Annotated in this window: 21 protein-coding genes; 13 read left to right on the forward strand and 8 right to left on the reverse strand. The window is 57.2% G+C overall.

Annotated features, from left to right (window positions below):
- Positions 1 to 3 precede the first annotated feature (3 nt).
- Positions 4 to 315: a 50S ribosomal protein L21 gene (rplU, locus tag K7H94_RS16205; RefSeq protein WP_021507728.1), complete on the reverse strand. Its 312-nt coding sequence runs from the start codon at positions 313 to 315 to the stop codon at positions 4 to 6.
- A gap of 254 nt (positions 316 to 569) precedes the next feature.
- Here rplU and ispB point away from each other — a divergent pair, with 254 nt between their 5' ends.
- Positions 570 to 1,541, forward strand: a complete 972-nt coding sequence (gene ispB, locus K7H94_RS16210; RefSeq protein WP_021507729.1) for an octaprenyl diphosphate synthase — start codon at positions 570 to 572, stop codon at positions 1,539 to 1,541.
- Between the two features lie 237 nt (positions 1,542 to 1,778).
- Entirely contained in the window at positions 1,779 to 2,072 is a 294-nt protein-coding gene (locus K7H94_RS16215) for a helix-turn-helix domain-containing protein (protein WP_021507730.1), read from the forward strand.
- A 63-nt stretch (positions 2,073 to 2,135) separates the two neighbouring features.
- On the opposite strand, the gene murA is transcribed toward K7H94_RS16215, so the two are convergent.
- The 7 genes from murA to mlaF form a co-directional block, all read right to left on the reverse strand.
- On the reverse strand, positions 2,136 to 3,395 hold the full coding sequence (murA, locus tag K7H94_RS16220; RefSeq protein ID WP_222951344.1) for a UDP-N-acetylglucosamine 1-carboxyvinyltransferase: 1,260 nt from the start codon (positions 3,393 to 3,395) through the stop codon (positions 2,136 to 2,138).
- Positions 3,396 to 3,441: 46 nt separating this feature from the next.
- Complete coding sequence (gene ibaG, locus K7H94_RS16225; protein WP_007886637.1) at positions 3,442 to 3,699, reverse strand: BolA family iron metabolism protein IbaG; 258 nt, start codon at positions 3,697 to 3,699, stop codon at positions 3,442 to 3,444.
- A gap of 114 nt (positions 3,700 to 3,813) precedes the next feature.
- Complete coding sequence (gene mlaB / locus K7H94_RS16230) at positions 3,814 to 4,119, reverse strand: lipid asymmetry maintenance protein MlaB (protein ID WP_021507732.1); 306 nt, start codon at positions 4,117 to 4,119, stop codon at positions 3,814 to 3,816.
- Positions 4,119 to 4,757 (reverse strand): phospholipid-binding protein MlaC, encoded by a 639-nt coding sequence (gene mlaC / locus K7H94_RS16235; RefSeq protein WP_021507733.1) that lies wholly within the window; start codon positions 4,755 to 4,757, stop codon positions 4,119 to 4,121. The genes mlaB and mlaC overlap by 1 nt, the downstream gene beginning before the upstream one ends.
- A gap of 19 nt (positions 4,758 to 4,776) precedes the next feature.
- On the reverse strand, positions 4,777 to 5,319 hold the full coding sequence (gene mlaD, locus K7H94_RS16240; RefSeq protein ID WP_021507734.1) for an outer membrane lipid asymmetry maintenance protein MlaD: 543 nt from the start codon (positions 5,317 to 5,319) through the stop codon (positions 4,777 to 4,779).
- Between the two features lie 4 nt (positions 5,320 to 5,323).
- Entirely contained in the window at positions 5,324 to 6,106 is a 783-nt protein-coding gene (gene mlaE, locus K7H94_RS16245; RefSeq protein ID WP_021507735.1) for a lipid asymmetry maintenance ABC transporter permease subunit MlaE, read from the reverse strand.
- A gap of 4 nt (positions 6,107 to 6,110) precedes the next feature.
- Positions 6,111 to 6,926 (reverse strand): phospholipid ABC transporter ATP-binding protein MlaF, encoded by an 816-nt coding sequence (mlaF, locus tag K7H94_RS16250; protein ID WP_021507736.1) that lies wholly within the window; start codon positions 6,924 to 6,926, stop codon positions 6,111 to 6,113.
- Between the two features lie 227 nt (positions 6,927 to 7,153).
- Between mlaF and K7H94_RS16255 the strand changes: the two genes are divergently transcribed.
- The 11 genes from K7H94_RS16255 (at position 7,154) to npr (ending at position 15,155) form a co-directional block, all read left to right on the forward strand.
- The gene (locus K7H94_RS16255) at positions 7,154 to 8,137 is read left to right on the forward strand and encodes a calcium/sodium antiporter (RefSeq protein ID WP_222951345.1); all 984 of its coding nucleotides are present in this window, start codon (positions 7,154 to 7,156) and stop codon (positions 8,135 to 8,137) included.
- 12 nt (positions 8,138 to 8,149) lie between these two features.
- A complete protein-coding gene (gene kdsD, locus K7H94_RS16260; RefSeq protein ID WP_222951346.1) occupies positions 8,150 to 9,130 on the forward strand; it encodes an arabinose-5-phosphate isomerase KdsD in 981 nt (326 codons plus the stop codon).
- 13 nt (positions 9,131 to 9,143) lie between these two features.
- Positions 9,144 to 9,710, forward strand: a complete 567-nt coding sequence (gene kdsC / locus K7H94_RS16265) for a 3-deoxy-manno-octulosonate-8-phosphatase KdsC (RefSeq protein ID WP_021507739.1) — start codon at positions 9,144 to 9,146, stop codon at positions 9,708 to 9,710.
- Positions 9,707 to 10,279, forward strand: a complete 573-nt coding sequence (lptC, locus tag K7H94_RS16270) for an LPS export ABC transporter periplasmic protein LptC (RefSeq protein ID WP_021507740.1) — start codon at positions 9,707 to 9,709, stop codon at positions 10,277 to 10,279. The genes kdsC and lptC overlap by 4 nt, the downstream gene beginning before the upstream one ends.
- The gene (lptA, locus tag K7H94_RS16275) at positions 10,254 to 10,808 is read left to right on the forward strand and encodes a lipopolysaccharide ABC transporter substrate-binding protein LptA (RefSeq protein ID WP_031279739.1); all 555 of its coding nucleotides are present in this window, start codon (positions 10,254 to 10,256) and stop codon (positions 10,806 to 10,808) included. Before lptC ends, lptA begins: the two co-directional genes overlap by 26 nt.
- Before the next feature lie 5 nt (positions 10,809 to 10,813).
- Entirely contained in the window at positions 10,814 to 11,539 is a 726-nt protein-coding gene (lptB, locus tag K7H94_RS16280) for an LPS export ABC transporter ATP-binding protein (RefSeq protein ID WP_010618248.1), read from the forward strand.
- A 48-nt stretch (positions 11,540 to 11,587) separates the two neighbouring features.
- Positions 11,588 to 13,021 carry an RNA polymerase factor sigma-54 gene (gene rpoN / locus K7H94_RS16285; RefSeq protein ID WP_222951347.1) on the forward strand — a complete coding sequence of 478 codons (1,434 nt, stop codon included), beginning with the start codon at positions 11,588 to 11,590 and terminating at the stop codon, positions 13,019 to 13,021.
- 21 nt (positions 13,022 to 13,042) lie between these two features.
- Positions 13,043 to 13,330: a ribosome hibernation promoting factor gene (gene hpf, locus K7H94_RS16290; RefSeq protein ID WP_010618250.1), complete on the forward strand. Its 288-nt coding sequence runs from the start codon at positions 13,043 to 13,045 to the stop codon at positions 13,328 to 13,330.
- Positions 13,331 to 13,496: 166 nt separating this feature from the next.
- The gene (gene ptsN, locus K7H94_RS16295) at positions 13,497 to 13,979 is read left to right on the forward strand and encodes a PTS IIA-like nitrogen regulatory protein PtsN (protein WP_031279741.1); all 483 of its coding nucleotides are present in this window, start codon (positions 13,497 to 13,499) and stop codon (positions 13,977 to 13,979) included.
- A 52-nt stretch (positions 13,980 to 14,031) separates the two neighbouring features.
- The gene (rapZ, locus tag K7H94_RS16300; RefSeq protein WP_021507744.1) at positions 14,032 to 14,886 is read left to right on the forward strand and encodes an RNase adapter RapZ; all 855 of its coding nucleotides are present in this window, start codon (positions 14,032 to 14,034) and stop codon (positions 14,884 to 14,886) included.
- A complete protein-coding gene (gene npr / locus K7H94_RS16305) occupies positions 14,883 to 15,155 on the forward strand; it encodes a PTS phosphocarrier protein NPr (protein WP_058759594.1) in 273 nt (90 codons plus the stop codon). The genes rapZ and npr overlap by 4 nt, the downstream gene beginning before the upstream one ends.

Here is a 15,155-nt window from a genome sequence, read left to right on the forward strand (position 1 = left end):
CTCTTACGCGCTGATCACAGTGATTTTCACATCAGTGAACCACTGACGGTGACCAGCTTGCTTACGGTAGTGTTTACGACGACGAAACTTAACGATTTTAATTTTCTCGCCACGACCGTGAGCAACAACTTCTGCCTTGATCACACCGCCTGAAACCAGTGGCGCGCCGATTTTCACGTCTTCGCCATTTGCAATCATCAGAACCTGGTCGAACTCGATGGTTTCACCGGTTGCGATGTCCAGCTTTTCCAGGCGAACGGTCTGACCTTCGCTTACTCGGTGTTGTTTACCACCACTTTGGAAAACCGCGTACATATAAAACTCCGCTTCTGCGCATGCCTTTCTGTTCATCAGGCGGCGCGATAAATATTCACAATAGGGCGCGAATTCTACGCAAAACTCCAGCAGAAGACAAGTGCACTTTGCACTCTCTTGCAGAAAAAAAGCGCAGGACGAATGCAAACGTTTCTCAACCCGATTTTTCAAGTACAATCAGTAACAGATTACCTGAACTCACGCTGGGTAAAAGCGCTTACCATGCAGAAAACGAGTCAAAGCTGAACAGACGAATGAACTTAGAACAGATTAACGAATTAACCGCGCAGGACATGGCGGCCGTCAACCAGACCATCCTCGACCAGCTGAATTCAGATGTCTCACTGATTAACCAGTTGGGCTATTACATCATCAGCGGGGGAGGCAAACGCATCCGTCCGATGATCGCGGTGCTGTCAGCACGCGCGCTGAATTATCAGGGATCGCTGCATGTGACCAATGCGGCGCTGATCGAATTTATCCACACGGCGACGCTGCTGCACGATGATGTGGTGGATGAATCCGATATGCGCCGTGGCAAAGCCACCGCTAACGCCGCGTTCGGCAATGCGGCGAGCGTGCTGGTCGGGGATTTTATCTATACCCGCGCCTTCCAGATGATGACCAGCATGGGATCGCTGAAGATCCTTGCACTGATGTCCGAAGCGGTGAACGTGATCGCCGAAGGGGAAGTGCTGCAGCTGATGAACTGCAACGATCCGGATATCACCGAAGAGAGCTACATGCGGGTGATCTACAGCAAAACCGCCCGCCTGTTTGAAGCCGCTTCGCAGGCTTCGGCGATCCTCGCGGAGGCCACGCCAGCGCAGGAGAAAGCGCTGCAGGATTATGGCCGCTATCTCGGTACGGCGTTTCAGCTGATCGACGATCTGCTGGATTACAGCGCCGACGGCGAGACGCTGGGCAAAAATACCGGTGACGATCTGAGCGAAGGTAAGCCGACGCTGCCGCTACTGCACGCCATGCACAACGGCACGCCCGAGCAGGCGCAGATGATCCGCAAGGCCATCGAAGAAGGTAATGGCCGTCATCTGCTGGAGCCGGTGCTGGCGGCAATGCAACAAACCGGTTCGCTGGAATGGACGCGCAAACGCGCCGAAGAAGAGGCGGATAAAGCCATCGCGGCGCTACAGGCACTGCCAGAAACGCCGTGGCGCAGCGCACTGGAAGCACTGGCGCATATGTCGGTGCAGCGCGATTTCTGACCTGCTACGGGGCCGTCCGGCCCCGTTTTTATTTCTCCCCCTGCTCTGCCCGTCTGATTACATTCCCTTGCAGCATTTTTGCGAAAAACTGCGCAGTTTCGTGCACAGGCAAAACAATTACTGGAAACATATGGAAATTATTTGCTATAAAAATCCGGATTTTTCCAGTTATCTCTGCGCAGGAGAGCCACAGCGCTGCAGAGATGGAGCACTAACACGGACACGGAGAAGAGAGTTATGCATGCAAGGAGAGAAGACTGGCATCCGGCAGATATCATTGCGGCCCTGCGCAAGCGCGGTACGTCACTGGCCGCCCTGTCACGTCAATCTGGCCTCAGTTCATCGACGCTAGCCAACGCGCTGTCTCGCCCCTGGCCTAAAGGTGAATGGCTGATCGCCACGGCGCTGAAGGTCCATCCTTCCGAGATCTGGCCCAGCCGCTATTTTGATCCGGTCACACAGCGTCTGCTGGATCGTAAAAAACGCATTCGATCGCCCCAGGATCTGAAAAAGATCGTCTCACGCGGGTAAAGCAAAAAAAAACCAGCCACGCTGTCGTGACTGGTTTTCATGCCTGGCAATCAGGACAAAGGATTACTCGCCGCTGACGCGCTCGATGTTGGCGCCTAACGCTTTCAGCTTGTCTTCAATGTGCTCGTAGCCACGATCGATGTGGTAGATACGATCCACCAGCGTCGCACCTTCTGCAATGCAGCCTGCCAGTACCAGACTGGCTGACGCACGCAGATCGGTCGCCATCACCTGCGCGCCGGACAAGGTTTCAACACCGTGACAGATAGCGGTGTTGCTTTCGATTTCGGCGTGCGCACCCATACGAATCAGCTCCGGGATGTGCATGAAGCGGTTTTCGAAGATGGTCTCGGTAATGACGCCGGTGCCTTCAGCCACCAGGTTGAGCAGCGTAAACTGCGCCTGCATGTCGGTCGGGAAACCCGGGTGCGGTGCGGTACGGATGTTAACCGCTTTCGGACGCTTGCCGTGCATATCAAGGCTCACCCAGTCTTCACCGACTTCAATCTCCGCACCCGCATCACGCAGTTTCGCCAGCACGGCGTCCAGCGTGTCTGGCCGCGCATTGCGGCACACCACTTTGCCGCGCGAGATAGCGCCGGCCACGAGGAAGGTGCCGGTTTCGATACGGTCCGGCAGCACGCGATAGACGCCGCCGCCGAGGCGCTCAACGCCCTCGATGGTGATTTTGTCGGTGCCGGCGCCGCTGATTTTCGCGCCCAGCGTGTTAAGGAAGTTTGCCGTGTCGACAATCTCCGGTTCACGCGCCGCGTTTTCAATGATGGTGGTGCCCGTCGCCAGCGTTGCGGCACTCATGATGGTCACGGTCGCGCCCACGCTGACCTTATCCATCACAATGTGCGCGCCCTTCAGGCCGCCATCCACAGAGGCTTTAACATAGCCCTCTTCCAGTTTGATCTCGGCACCCAGCTGCTCCAGGCCGGTAATGTGCAGATCGACCGGACGCGCACCAATCGCACAGCCGCCTGGCAGAGAAACCTGGCCCTGGCCAAAACGCGCCACCAGCGGCCCCAGCGCCCAGATGGAGGCGCGCATAGTTTTCACCAGATCGTACGGCGCACTGAAGACATTAACTTCGCGCGCATCAACGTGGACCGAACCATTGCGTTCCACGCGCGCACCGAGCAGGCTCAGCAGCTTCATGGTGGTATCGATGTCACGCAGCTTCGGCACGTTCTGAATCTCTACCGGCTCTTCAGCCAGCAGCGCAGCAAACAGAATCGGCAGCGCAGCATTCTTCGCCCCGGAAATGGTCACTTCACCGCTTAAACGGGTGGGGCCTTGCACACGAAATTTGTCCATTAACACGGCTCTCAATTATCTATCAACAAAACAGCCAGAGTGGCGCTTAGAAACCGTTGAGTTTACGGTCGCGCGCCCACTCGGCTGGGGTATAAGTCTTGATGGACACCGCATGAATACGGTTATCCGCAATATATTCCATCAGCGGTGCGTACACAGCCTGCTGTTTCTTTACGCGGCTCAGCTCGCCAAACATTTCGCCCACGGCAATGACCTGGAAATGGCTGCCATCGTTGCTGAGAACATGTACTTCTTCTAACGGCAGCGCCTGCATTAGCACGGCCTGAACTTCACTATTTTCCATCGCTCATTGCTTCACTTGATAATAATAAGGCGGATATCTTAGAGGAAAGCGCCTGACTCTTAAATACGCAAAAGCCCCTGAAAAAATCAGGGGCTTTGTCAGCAGCGCCGTTAATCAGGCGATTTGTTCCGCAGAAACAATAATCTGCTGCAGGTTGTACAGCTTGATTAACGAGTCGAGCTTATCGGTGATACCACTGAAAAGCGGCGTCGTGCCCTGCGCCCGCGCGATTTCGCGCAGATGCACCAGCAGCGCCAGTCCGGCAGAATCAACCCGATCCAGCGCCGCCACGTCAATCGTGGTGATACCGGCCATGGCGCTGTCACGCGCCTGCCACAGCGCCAGCAGCGTATCGCGGTCCAGTTTGCCGCTCAGGGCCAGCGTGCTGGCAGTGCGCTGCCAGCGTAACGGTTCGCTCATTATTGCTGCTTGTCCAGGGTGATAGGCTGCGCGGCATAGGTTTTCAGCTGCGCAGTCAGGCCGTCGATGCCTTTGGTGCGCAGCAGATCGCTCCACTCATTCTGTTTGGTGGTGATCATGCTGATGCCTTCGGCAATCATGTCATAAGCCTGCCAGTTGCCGGTCTGGCTGTTCTTGCGCCACTGGAAATCAAGGCGCACCGGCGGACGGCCGTTGGGATCGATGATGGTGACGCGAATTGCCACGATATTGGCATCGCCAATCGGCTGCTCAGGCTGAATCTGGTAAGTCTGGCCGTGATATAACGCCAGCGCCTGACCATAAGCCTGCGCCAGATAATCCCCGAACGCGGCAAAGTAGGCGTCGCGCTGCGCCGGCGTGGCTTCGCGGTAGTAACGGCCCAGTACCAGCGCCCCCGCGTATTTAATCTGCACGTACGGCAGCAGCTCCTGGCGCACAATTTCGCGCAGGTAATTCGGATCCTGCTTAATCTTCGGCTGTTCGTTCTTCAGGCGGGTAAAGGTTTTCTCCGCCGCTTCGTTCATCATCTTGTACGGATTGCTCTGGTTGGCGTCCGCTGCGTTTGCCGCCAGCGGCGCGATGGCCAGCAGGGCCACCATCAGGAAACGTTTTAACATCGTGTTGTACCTCTCTGGGTTATTCCGTTGTAGCAGGTGCTGCCGGGGCGCTCGCGCTGGCGGCGCCCGACGATTTCTCATTGTCCTTGTTGTCGCCGCTCTTGTAGAGGAACTGGCCGATCAGGTCTTCCAGCACCAGCGCCGATTTGGTATCCCGCAGCGTGCCGCCATCTTTCAGCATCGCCGAGCCAAGCTCCGGATCGTCAAAACCTAAGTTGAGCGCGAGGAACTGCTCACCCAGCAGACCCTGGGTGCGAATCGCCAGCGAGCTGGTGTCAGGAATTTTATTGGCATACTGCTCGCTGATGTCCATGGTGACGCGCGGCGACAGCGTTTTGTCATCCAGTGAAATGTCGGTGACGCGGCCAATCACCACGCCGCCAATTTTCACCGGCGAGCTGACTTTCAGGCCGCCGATATTATCGAAGGTGGCGTACAGCTTCCACGTTGGCTCGGTACCCAGCGATTTAAGATCGGCGACGCGCAGGCTGAGGAACAGCAGCGCCAGCAGCGCAGCCAGCATAAACACGCCAACCCAGATTTCGTTTTTTTTGCTTTGCATTGCATTAATTCCCAAACATCAGTGCCGTCAGCACAAAATCCAGTCCAAGCACCGCCAGCGAAGCATGGACTACGGTACGCGTCGTCGCGCGACTGATCCCTTCCGAAGTCGGGATGGCGTCATACCCATTGAACAGCGCGATCCAGGTCACCGTGATGGCAAACACCGCGCTCTTGATCAGGCAGTTGATCACATCGGTACGAAAATCCACCGCGTTTTGCATCGCCGACCAGAAAAAGCCCGGGTCGATGCCTTTCCAGGCCACCCCGACCAGCGCGCCACCGGCAATGCCCACCGCGGTAAAGATCAGCGCCAGCAGCGGCATACTGATAAAGCCGGCCCAGAAGCGCGGCGACACCACGCGGCGCAGCGGATCGACCGCCATCATCTCCATGCTGGAGAGCTGCTCGGTGGCTTTCATCAGGCCGATTTCCGCAGTGAGCGCCGAACCGGCGCGCCCGGCAAACAGCAGCGCGGTGACCACCGGCCCCAGTTCGCGCAGCAGCGACAGTGCCACCAGCATGCCCAGGCTGGTTTCCGCACTGTACGTGGTGAGTACCAGATAGCCCTGCAGCCCCAGCACCATGCCAATGAACAGGCCGGAGACCACAATGATCAGCAATGACAGCACGCCCACGCTATACAGCTGCTTCACCAGCAGCGGCGCATGCTTACGAAACGCCGGTTTACCCACCAGCGCATGGAAGAGCATTAAGCCCGCCCGGCCAAAGGCCGCACAGGTGTTAATTCCCTGACGCCCAAATGACGCCAGTGCCTGTAACCACATCAGTTTAGCTTCTCCCTGTGCGGGTCAGATCGCTGAGGTAATCCCCGGCAGCGAAGCGGAACGGCACCGGACCATCCGCATGACCCTCAATAAACTGGCGCACGCGCGGATCGGGATTCTCCCTCAGCTGCGGCGCACTACCCTGAGCAATAATCTTTTGCCCGGCAACAATATAGGCATGGTCGGCAATGCTCAAGACCTCCGGCACATCGTGTGAAACCACTATGCAGGTGACGCCCAGCGAATGGTTGAGCTCATCAATCAGCTTGACCAGCACGCCCATGGTAATGGGATCCTGGCCGACAAAGGGTTCGTCGAACATGATCAGCTCCGGCTCCAGCGCAATTGCACGCGCCAGCGCCGCCCGGCGCGCCATGCCGCCGGAGAGTTCGGCCGGCATCAGCTGCGCTGCGCCGCGCAGTCCCACAGCTTCCAGCTTCATCATCACCGTACTGTGCAGCAATTCCGCTGGCAGCCGGGTGTGCTCGCGCAGCGGCCAGGCAACGTTTTCATAGACGTTAAGGTCGGTGAACAGCGCACCGGACTGGAACAGCATGCTCATTTTTTTACGCACGTCATACAGCTTACGGCGCGACAGCGTCGGAATGTTCTGGTCACGAAACCAGATCTCACCTTTGTCCGGCTGCAGCTGCCCGCCAATCAGGCGCAGCAGGGTGGTTTTACCGATGCCGGAAGGGCCCATAATCGCCGTGACTTTACCCGCCGGAACGGTCAGCGAAATGTCGTCGAAGATGGTGCGATTGCCGCGCGTAAAACTGACGCCACGAACCTCAACCAGATTCGTTTGCTGCTGGATCATCATTACCTCTTTAAACGGATCGGGCGTAATTAACGTGGTGGATGGTAGCCTGGTAAACCACAATGCACGATAGTTTTACAGAAACTTACCCGTCCGGTGTGGCGAAAACGGCCTTAAAATTTACTTTTGCCTCTCAGACAGTCAAAATCAGCGCCTGATTCCGCACGCGCACTGCTTTTACCTGTCGGACAAGGTTTGCCGGCACCGTTATCCATCAAGGATTTTTCATGTTCGTAGCCACTGCCCTGCTGTTTATCGGATTGATTTTACTGGCTTACGGAGCTGACCGCCTGGTGTTCAGCGCCGCGATCCTGTGTCGATCCCTTGGCATTCCCCCGTTGATCATTGGCATGACGGTGGTGAGCATTGGCACTTCACTGCCGGAACTGATCGTCTCGTTCTCTGCCGCGCAGCATGGTCAGATGGATTTAGCCGTGGGTACCGCGCTGGGCTCGAACATCACCAATATTCTGCTGATTCTGGGTGGCGCTGCGCTGCTGCACCCTTTAACCGTACACTCCAATCTGATTCGCCGCGAACTCCCTCTGCTGCTGCTGGTCTCACTGCTCAGCGGCATCATGCTGTTTGATAACCAGCTCAGCCGGCTGGATGGCGTGGCACTGCTGCTGCTGGCGCTGGGTTATCTGCTGGTGGCGATCCGCATCGCCCGGCGGGCCGAGCGCGATAATAATGACACCCTGACGCGTGAACAACTGGCGGAGCTGCCGCGTGACGAAAGCGGCAATACGGTGGCGTTTCTCTGGCTGGCGGTGGCGCTGATTATTCTGCCGATGTCGACACGCATGGTGATCGACAACGCCACGGTGTTTGCGGATTACTTCGGCATTAGCGAACTGGTGATGGGACTGACGCTGATTGCTGTCGGTACCAGTCTGCCGGAACTGGCCACGGTGCTGGCCGGCGCGCTGAAAGGCGAAGACGATATCGCCATCGGCAACCTGATTGGCGCCAATATCTTCAATCTGGCGATTGTGCTGGGCCTGCCGGCGCTGGTGCATCCCGGCGCGATCGATGCGCACGCCTTTGCGCGGGATTACTGGATTATGCTGGGCGTCAGCGTGCTGTTCGCCCTGCTGTGCCTGCTGCGCAAGCGCCGCATCGGCCGCATCGCGGGCACGCTGCTGTTAGGTGGATTTATCGTGTGGGTGCTGTGGCTGTGGCTCAGCCCCACGCTTATCGCAAGCTATTAAGGATGACTGACCATGTCACATCAGCAACCGGATTTCGACTTCCAGCAGGCAGGTAAAGCGGTACTGCGCATTGAACGCGAAGGGCTGGAACAGCTCGACCAGTATATTAACACCGACTTCAGCCGCGCCTGCGAAATGATCTTTGCCTGCCGTGGCAAAGTGGTGGTGATGGGCATGGGCAAATCCGGCCATATCGGCAAGAAGATGGCCGCCACTTTCGCCAGTACCGGCACGCCGGCGTTCTTCGTCCACCCGGGTGAAGCCAGCCACGGCGATCTCGGCATGGTCAGCACCAACGATGTGGTGATCGCCATCTCGAACAGCGGCGAGTCAGGCGAAATCCTCGCGCTGATCCCGGTGCTCAAACGGCAGAAAGTGCAGCTGATTTGCCTGACCAGCCGTCCGGAGAGCGCCATGGGCCGGGCTGCCGATGTGCATTTATGCGTGAAAGTGCCGCAGGAAGCCTGTCCGCTCGGGCTGGCACCGACCTCCAGCACCACCGCCACGCTGGTAATGGGCGATGCGCTTGCGGTGGCGCTGCTGGAAGCGCGCGGTTTCACGCAGGAAGATTTCGCGCTGTCGCACCCGGGCGGCGCGCTGGGGCGCAAACTGCTGCTGCACGTCAGCGACATTATGCACAGCGGCGATGAAATTCCCCACGTCACCCGTGACGCCTCGCTGCGCGACGCGCTGCTGGAGATCACGCGCAAAAACCTCGGCCTGACGGTGATTGTCGACGACCTGATGAAAATCGAAGGGATTTTCACGGACGGTGACCTGCGCCGCATCTTCGATATGGGCATCGATTTCCAGTCGGCCCGCATCCAGGATGTGATGACGCGCGGCGGGATTCGCGTGCGCCCTAACCTGCTGGCGGTGGACGCGCTTAATCTGATGCAAAACAAAAACATCACTGCGCTGCTGGTGGCCGATGACGATCGCCTGCTCGGTGTGGTACATATGCATGACATGCTGCGCGCTGGCGTGGTCTGAACGGGAAACAACAATGAGTGCTGAAACCACGATGGTCGACACCTGCTACGGCCCGGTGAGCGCCGACGTGATGGCGCGGGCGGCCAACATCCGCCTGCTGATTTGCGATGTCGACGGCGTGATGTCCGACGGCCTGATTTACATGGGCAACAGCGGTGAAGAGCTAAAGGCCTTTAACGTGCGCGACGGTTACGGCGTGCGCTGCCTGCTGACCTCGGACATCGAAGTGGCTATTATTACCGGCCGCCGCGCTAAACTGCTGGAAGATCGCTGTAAAACGCTCGGCATTACGCATCTTTACCAGGGACAGTCGGATAAGCTTTTGGCCTGGCGCGAACTCCTGGATAAACTGTCACTATCGGCAGACCAGGTCGCGTATATTGGTGACGACCTGATCGACTGGCCGGTAATGGCACAGGCGGGTCTGAGCGTGGCCGTCGCCGATGCGCATCCGGTGTTACTGCCGCGCGCGCATTACGTGACGCGCATTGCTGGCGGTCGCGGTGCGGTACGTGAGCTATGCGACCTGATTTTGCTGGCGCAGAACAAATTTGAGGATGCCAAAGGGCAATCAGTATGAGTAAAAGCAGGCGTTGGATAACGCTGATTCTGGCGCTGATCGCCCTGGTGCTGATCGGCTGGAATCTTACCAACCAGGACGACAGCGCCACGCCGGTGGCGACCAACGATCAGGCGCCGACCTACACCAGCGCCAACTCCAGCACCGTGGTGTATAACCCGACGGGTGCGCTGGCCTATAAGCTGGTCTCGGATAAAGTGACCTACTTTTCGGCCGAAGAAGTGAGCTGGTTCGATAATCCGGTGATGACCACTTACGACGAAAACAAAGTGCCCACGTGGTCGGTTCGTGCTGACAAGGCAAAGCTGACGAAAGATCGTATGCTGTATCTTTATGGCCACGTTGAAGTACACACATTGACGCAGGATTCCCAGCTTGAGCGCATCATCACGGATAATGCTCAGGTTAATCTGGTCAGCCAGGATGTGACGTCTGACGATCAGGTCACCCTATTTGGCCGCAGTTTTAACTCCACTGGCATGAAGATGCGCGGCAACCTACGGACAAAGAATGCCGAGCTGCTTGAAAAGGTCAAAACCTCCTATGAAATTCAAAATGAACAAAAATAGCCTTAAGTTGCTGCTGGTGAGTGCGCTGCTGGCAACCAGCCTGCCGGCGCTGGCGTTAACGGGCGATTCGGACAAGCCGGTTAACATCGACTCGGTGAACCAGGCGCTCGATTTGCAGGGTAACGTCGCCACCTTTACCGGCAACGTGATCGTGACCCAGGGCACCATCAAAATTACCGCCGATAAAGTGGTGGTAACGCGTCCCGGCGGCGACAGCAACAAAACCATCGTTGATGCCTACGGCAATCCAGCCACCTTTTATCAGATGCAGGACAACGGCAAACCGGTGCAGGGGCACGCCGCCAAACTGCACTATGAGCTGGCCAACGATTTCGTCGAGCTGACCGGCAACGCCTTTATTGAGCAGCAGGACAGCAACATCAAAGGCGATCGCATCACCTATCTGGTGAAAGAGCAGAAAATGCAGGCCTACAGTCAGGGCCAGAGCAAGCGTGTCACCACCGTGCTGGTGCCGTCGCAGCTGCAGGATAAAAACGGTTCGTCTGCGAGCCCCAAAAAGAGTAACTGATCGCTATGGCCACATTAGTCGCTGAAAACCTGGCGAAAGCCTACAAAGGCCGTCGCGTAGTAGAAGATGTCAGCCTGCAGGTGAAATCCGGCGAGATTGTCGGCCTGCTGGGTCCCAACGGGGCCGGTAAAACCACCACCTTCTACATGGTGGTAGGCATCGTGCCGCGCGATGCCGGCCGCATTATTATTGATGAAGAAGATATCAGTATTCTGCCGCTGCATGCGCGCGCGCGGCGCGGCATCGGTTATCTGCCGCAGGAAGCGTCGATCTTTCGCCGTCTGAGCGTCTACGACAACCTGATGGCAGTACTGCAGGTGCGTGACGACCTGACGGAAGAGCAGCGTCAGGATCGCGCCAATGAGCTGATGGACGAGTTCCACATCGGCCATCTGCGCGACAGCATGGGCCAGGCGCTGTCAGGCGGTGAACGTCGTCGCGTCGAGATTGCCCGTGCACTGGCCGCCAATCCAAAGTTTATCCTGCTGGATGAACCTTTTGCCGGCGTTGACCCCATCTCCGTTATCGATATCAAAAAGATCATCGAACACCTGCGTGACAGCGGCCTCGGCGTGCTGATCACCGACCACAACGTGCGTGAAACGCTCGCGGTGTGTGAGCGCGCATATATCGTCAGCCAGGGCCATCTGATTGCCCACGGCACGCCAGATGAAATTCTTGCAGATGAGCAGGTTAAGCGGGTTTATTTGGGCGAAGAGTTCAGACTCTGATAAGGTGTCGGCATACCCGACATTTGCTTAGGAAATTCTAGCCGGATTATGAAGCAAGGTTTGCAACTCAGGCTCAGCCAACAGCTGGCGATGACTCCCCAGTTGCAGCAGGCAATCCGCTTGCTGCAACTCTCTACGCTTGAACTCCAGCAGGAACTGCAACTGGCGCTGGAAAGCAATCCGCTGCTTGAACAAACCGATCTGCACGATGAAGTCGACGCCCGCGAATTTCAGGAGAACGAGGCGTTAGATACCCGTGAGGCACTCGAACAGAAAGAGATGCCGGAAGAGCTGCCGCTCGATGCCTCCTGGGACGAGATCTACACGGCCGGCACGCCCTCCGGCACCGGCACCGATTACCAGGACGACGAGCTGCCGGTGTATCAGGGTGAAACCACGCAGTCGCTGCAGGACTATCTGATGTGGCAGGTGGAACTGACGCCGTTCACCGACACCGACCGCGCCATCGCTACCTCCATCGTCGATGCCATTGACGATACCGGTTATCTCACCGTCAGCTTACAGGACATTTGTGAGAGTATTGGTGACGAAGAGCTGACGCTGGAAGAGGTGGAAGCGGTGCTGAAGCGCGTACAGCGTTTCGATCCGGTGGGCGTCGGCGCACGCGATCTGCGTGACTGCCTGCTGGTACAGCTGTCGCAGTATGCGGCCGATATGCCGATGCTGAACGAAGCACGGCTGATCGTCAGCGAGCACCTCGACCTGCTGGCTAACCACGATTTCCGCAGCCTGATGCGCGTGACGCGGCTGAAAGAAGAGGTGCTGAAGGAAGCGATGCTGCTGATTCAGTCGCTCGATCCGCGCCCCGGGCAGTCCATCAATACCAGCGAGCCCGAGTATGTGATTCCCGATGTGCTGGTGCGCAAGACTGGCACACGCTGGACGGTGGAGCTGAACGCTGACAGCCTGCCGCGCCTGAAGATTAATCAGCATTACGCCGCGATGGGCGGTTCTGCGCGTAATGACAGTGACAGTCAGTTTATTCGCAGCAACTTACAGGAAGCCCGCTGGCTGATTAAGAGCCTGGAGAGCCGCAACGACACGCTGCTGAAAGTGACGCGCTGTATTGTCGAACAGCAGCAGGCGTTTTTTGAACAGGGTGAAGAGTATATGCGTCCGATGGTACTGGCGGATATCGCCCAGGCCGTGGATATGCATGAATCCACCATTTCCCGCGTCACCACGCAAAAGTATTTGCACAGCCCGCGTGGCATTTTTGAACTGAAGTATTTTTTCTCCAGTCACGTCAGCACCGAAGGCGGTGGCGAAGCCTCGTCGACGGCGATCCGTGCACTGGTGAAAAAATTAATCTCCGCGGAAAATCCCGCAAAACCCTTGAGCGACAGCAAACTGACCTCCATGTTATCTGAACAGGGCATCATGGTGGCGCGACGTACGGTTGCTAAGTATCGCGAGTCTTTATCTATACCGCCATCAAACCAGCGCAAGCAGCTGGTTTGACCGAAACAAGAAGGAAGACCTATGCAGCTAAACCTTACCGGACTGAATGTTGAGATAACCGACCCACTGCGCGAATTTGTAAATAACAAATTTGCCAAACTGGAACACTATTTTGATCGTATCAATCAGGTTTATATTGTTCTGAAAGTGGAGAAGGTGACGCAGATTGCGGAAGCAACCCTGCACGTCAACGGCGGGGAGCTGCACGCCACATCGGAAGCGGAAGACATGTACGCGGCCATCGACGGGTTGATTGACAAGCTGGCCCGTCAGCTGACCAAACACAAAGACAAACTGAAAAAACACTAACCTTCACGCTTGCAGAGTGCTGACGGGTTCAGCACTCAGAGGAGAAATGGGGCGGGTCACCGCCCCGTTTTGTCATCTGCGCAAGCGCCTGCAGTCACCTGCCCTGCCCGTTCGCGGTGTCCCGGTACGTGCCTTACGGCTATGTGAACACGCAAGTGAAACGATGATGAACAACGATCTGACACTGGAATTGAGCGCGGTCCTTTCGCTGGACTGCACCCGCAGCGGCGTACACTGCCAGAGTAAAAAGCGCGCGCTGGAAATTATCAGCGAGCTGGCCGCTAAGCAGCTCAATCTGCCGCACCAGACGCTTTTTGAAGCCATCCTGACCCGTGAACGCATGGGCAGTACCGGCATTGGCAACGGCATCGCCATCCCGCACGGCAAGCTGGAGGAGGATACGCTGCGCGCCGTTGGCGTGTTTATCAGCCTCGACCAGCCTATCGCCTTTGACGCCGTCGACAACCAGCCGGTTGACCTGCTGTTTGCCCTGCTGGTGCCCGCAGACCAGTGCAAAACCCATCTGCACACCCTGTCGCTGGTGGCGAAACGCCTGGCGGATAAAACCGTCTGCCGCCGTTTGCGCGCGGCACAGAGCGATGAAGAGCTCTACGCCATCATTACAGAAGCTCAGGAAGATCACGCTTAAGCGACAGACACTTTTACCGGCCTGCGTGCCGGTTTAACACGGGAGAAATGTGATGGTGCTGATGATCGTTAGCGGTCGGTCAGGCTCAGGAAAATCAGTCGCGCTGCGCGCCCTTGAGGATATGGGCTTCTACTGTGTCGATAACCTGCCGGTGGTGCTGCTGCCGGAGCTGGCGAACACCTTAACCGAGCGCAATATCTCAGCGGCGGTTAGCATTGACGTGCGCAACATGCCGGAATCACCGGAGGTGTTTGAGCAGGCACTGAACAATCTGCCGGAAGCGTTCTCGCCACAGCTGCTGTTTCTGGACGCCGATCGCAATACGCTGATCCGCCGCTACAGCGACACGCGCCGCCTGCATCCGCTCTCCAGCAAAAATCTGTCGCTGGAAAGCGCCATTGATGAGGAAAACGATCTGCTGGAGCCGCTGCGCTCGCGTGCCGATCTGATCATCGATACCTCAGAGATGTCGGTGCATGAGCTGGCAGAAATGCTGCGCACGCGCCTGCTGGGCAAGCGTGAGCGCGAACTCACCATGGTGTTTGAATCCTTCGGCTTCAAGCACGGCATCCCGATCGACGCCGATTACGTGTTTGACGTGCGTTTCCTGCCTAACCCGCACTGGGATCCGAAGCTGCGTCCGATGACCGGGCTCGATCGTCCGGTGGCGGCCTTCCTTGATCGTCACACCGAAGTGCATAACTTTATCTACCAGACGCGCAGCTATCTCGAGCTGTGGCTGCCGATGCTGGAAACCAATAACCGCAGCTATCTGACTGTGGCGATTGGCTGTACCGGCGGTAAGCACCGTTCGGTCTACATTGCCGAACAGCTGGCAGACTATTTCCGTTCGCGCGGTAAAAATGTGCAGTCCCGTCATCGCACCCTGGAAAAACGCAAATCATGACCGTGAAGCAAACCGTTGAGATTCGAAATAAGCTGGGTATGCATGCGCGCCCGGCGATGAAGCTGTTTGAGCTGGTGCAGAGTTTTGATGCGGAAGTGCTGCTGCGTAACGAGGCCGGTACCGAAGCCGAAGCCAGCAGCGTGATTGCGCTACTGATGCTCGACTCCGCTAAAGGCGGTCATATCGAAATCGAGGCCAGCGGCCCGCAGGAAACCCAGGCGCTGGCCGCGGTCATTGAGCTGTTTGAAGCCGGTTTTGACGAAGACTAA

Source organism: Pantoea dispersa (assembly GCF_019890955.1).
GTDB classification, from domain to species: Bacteria; Pseudomonadota; Gammaproteobacteria; order Enterobacterales; family Enterobacteriaceae; genus Pantoea; species Pantoea dispersa.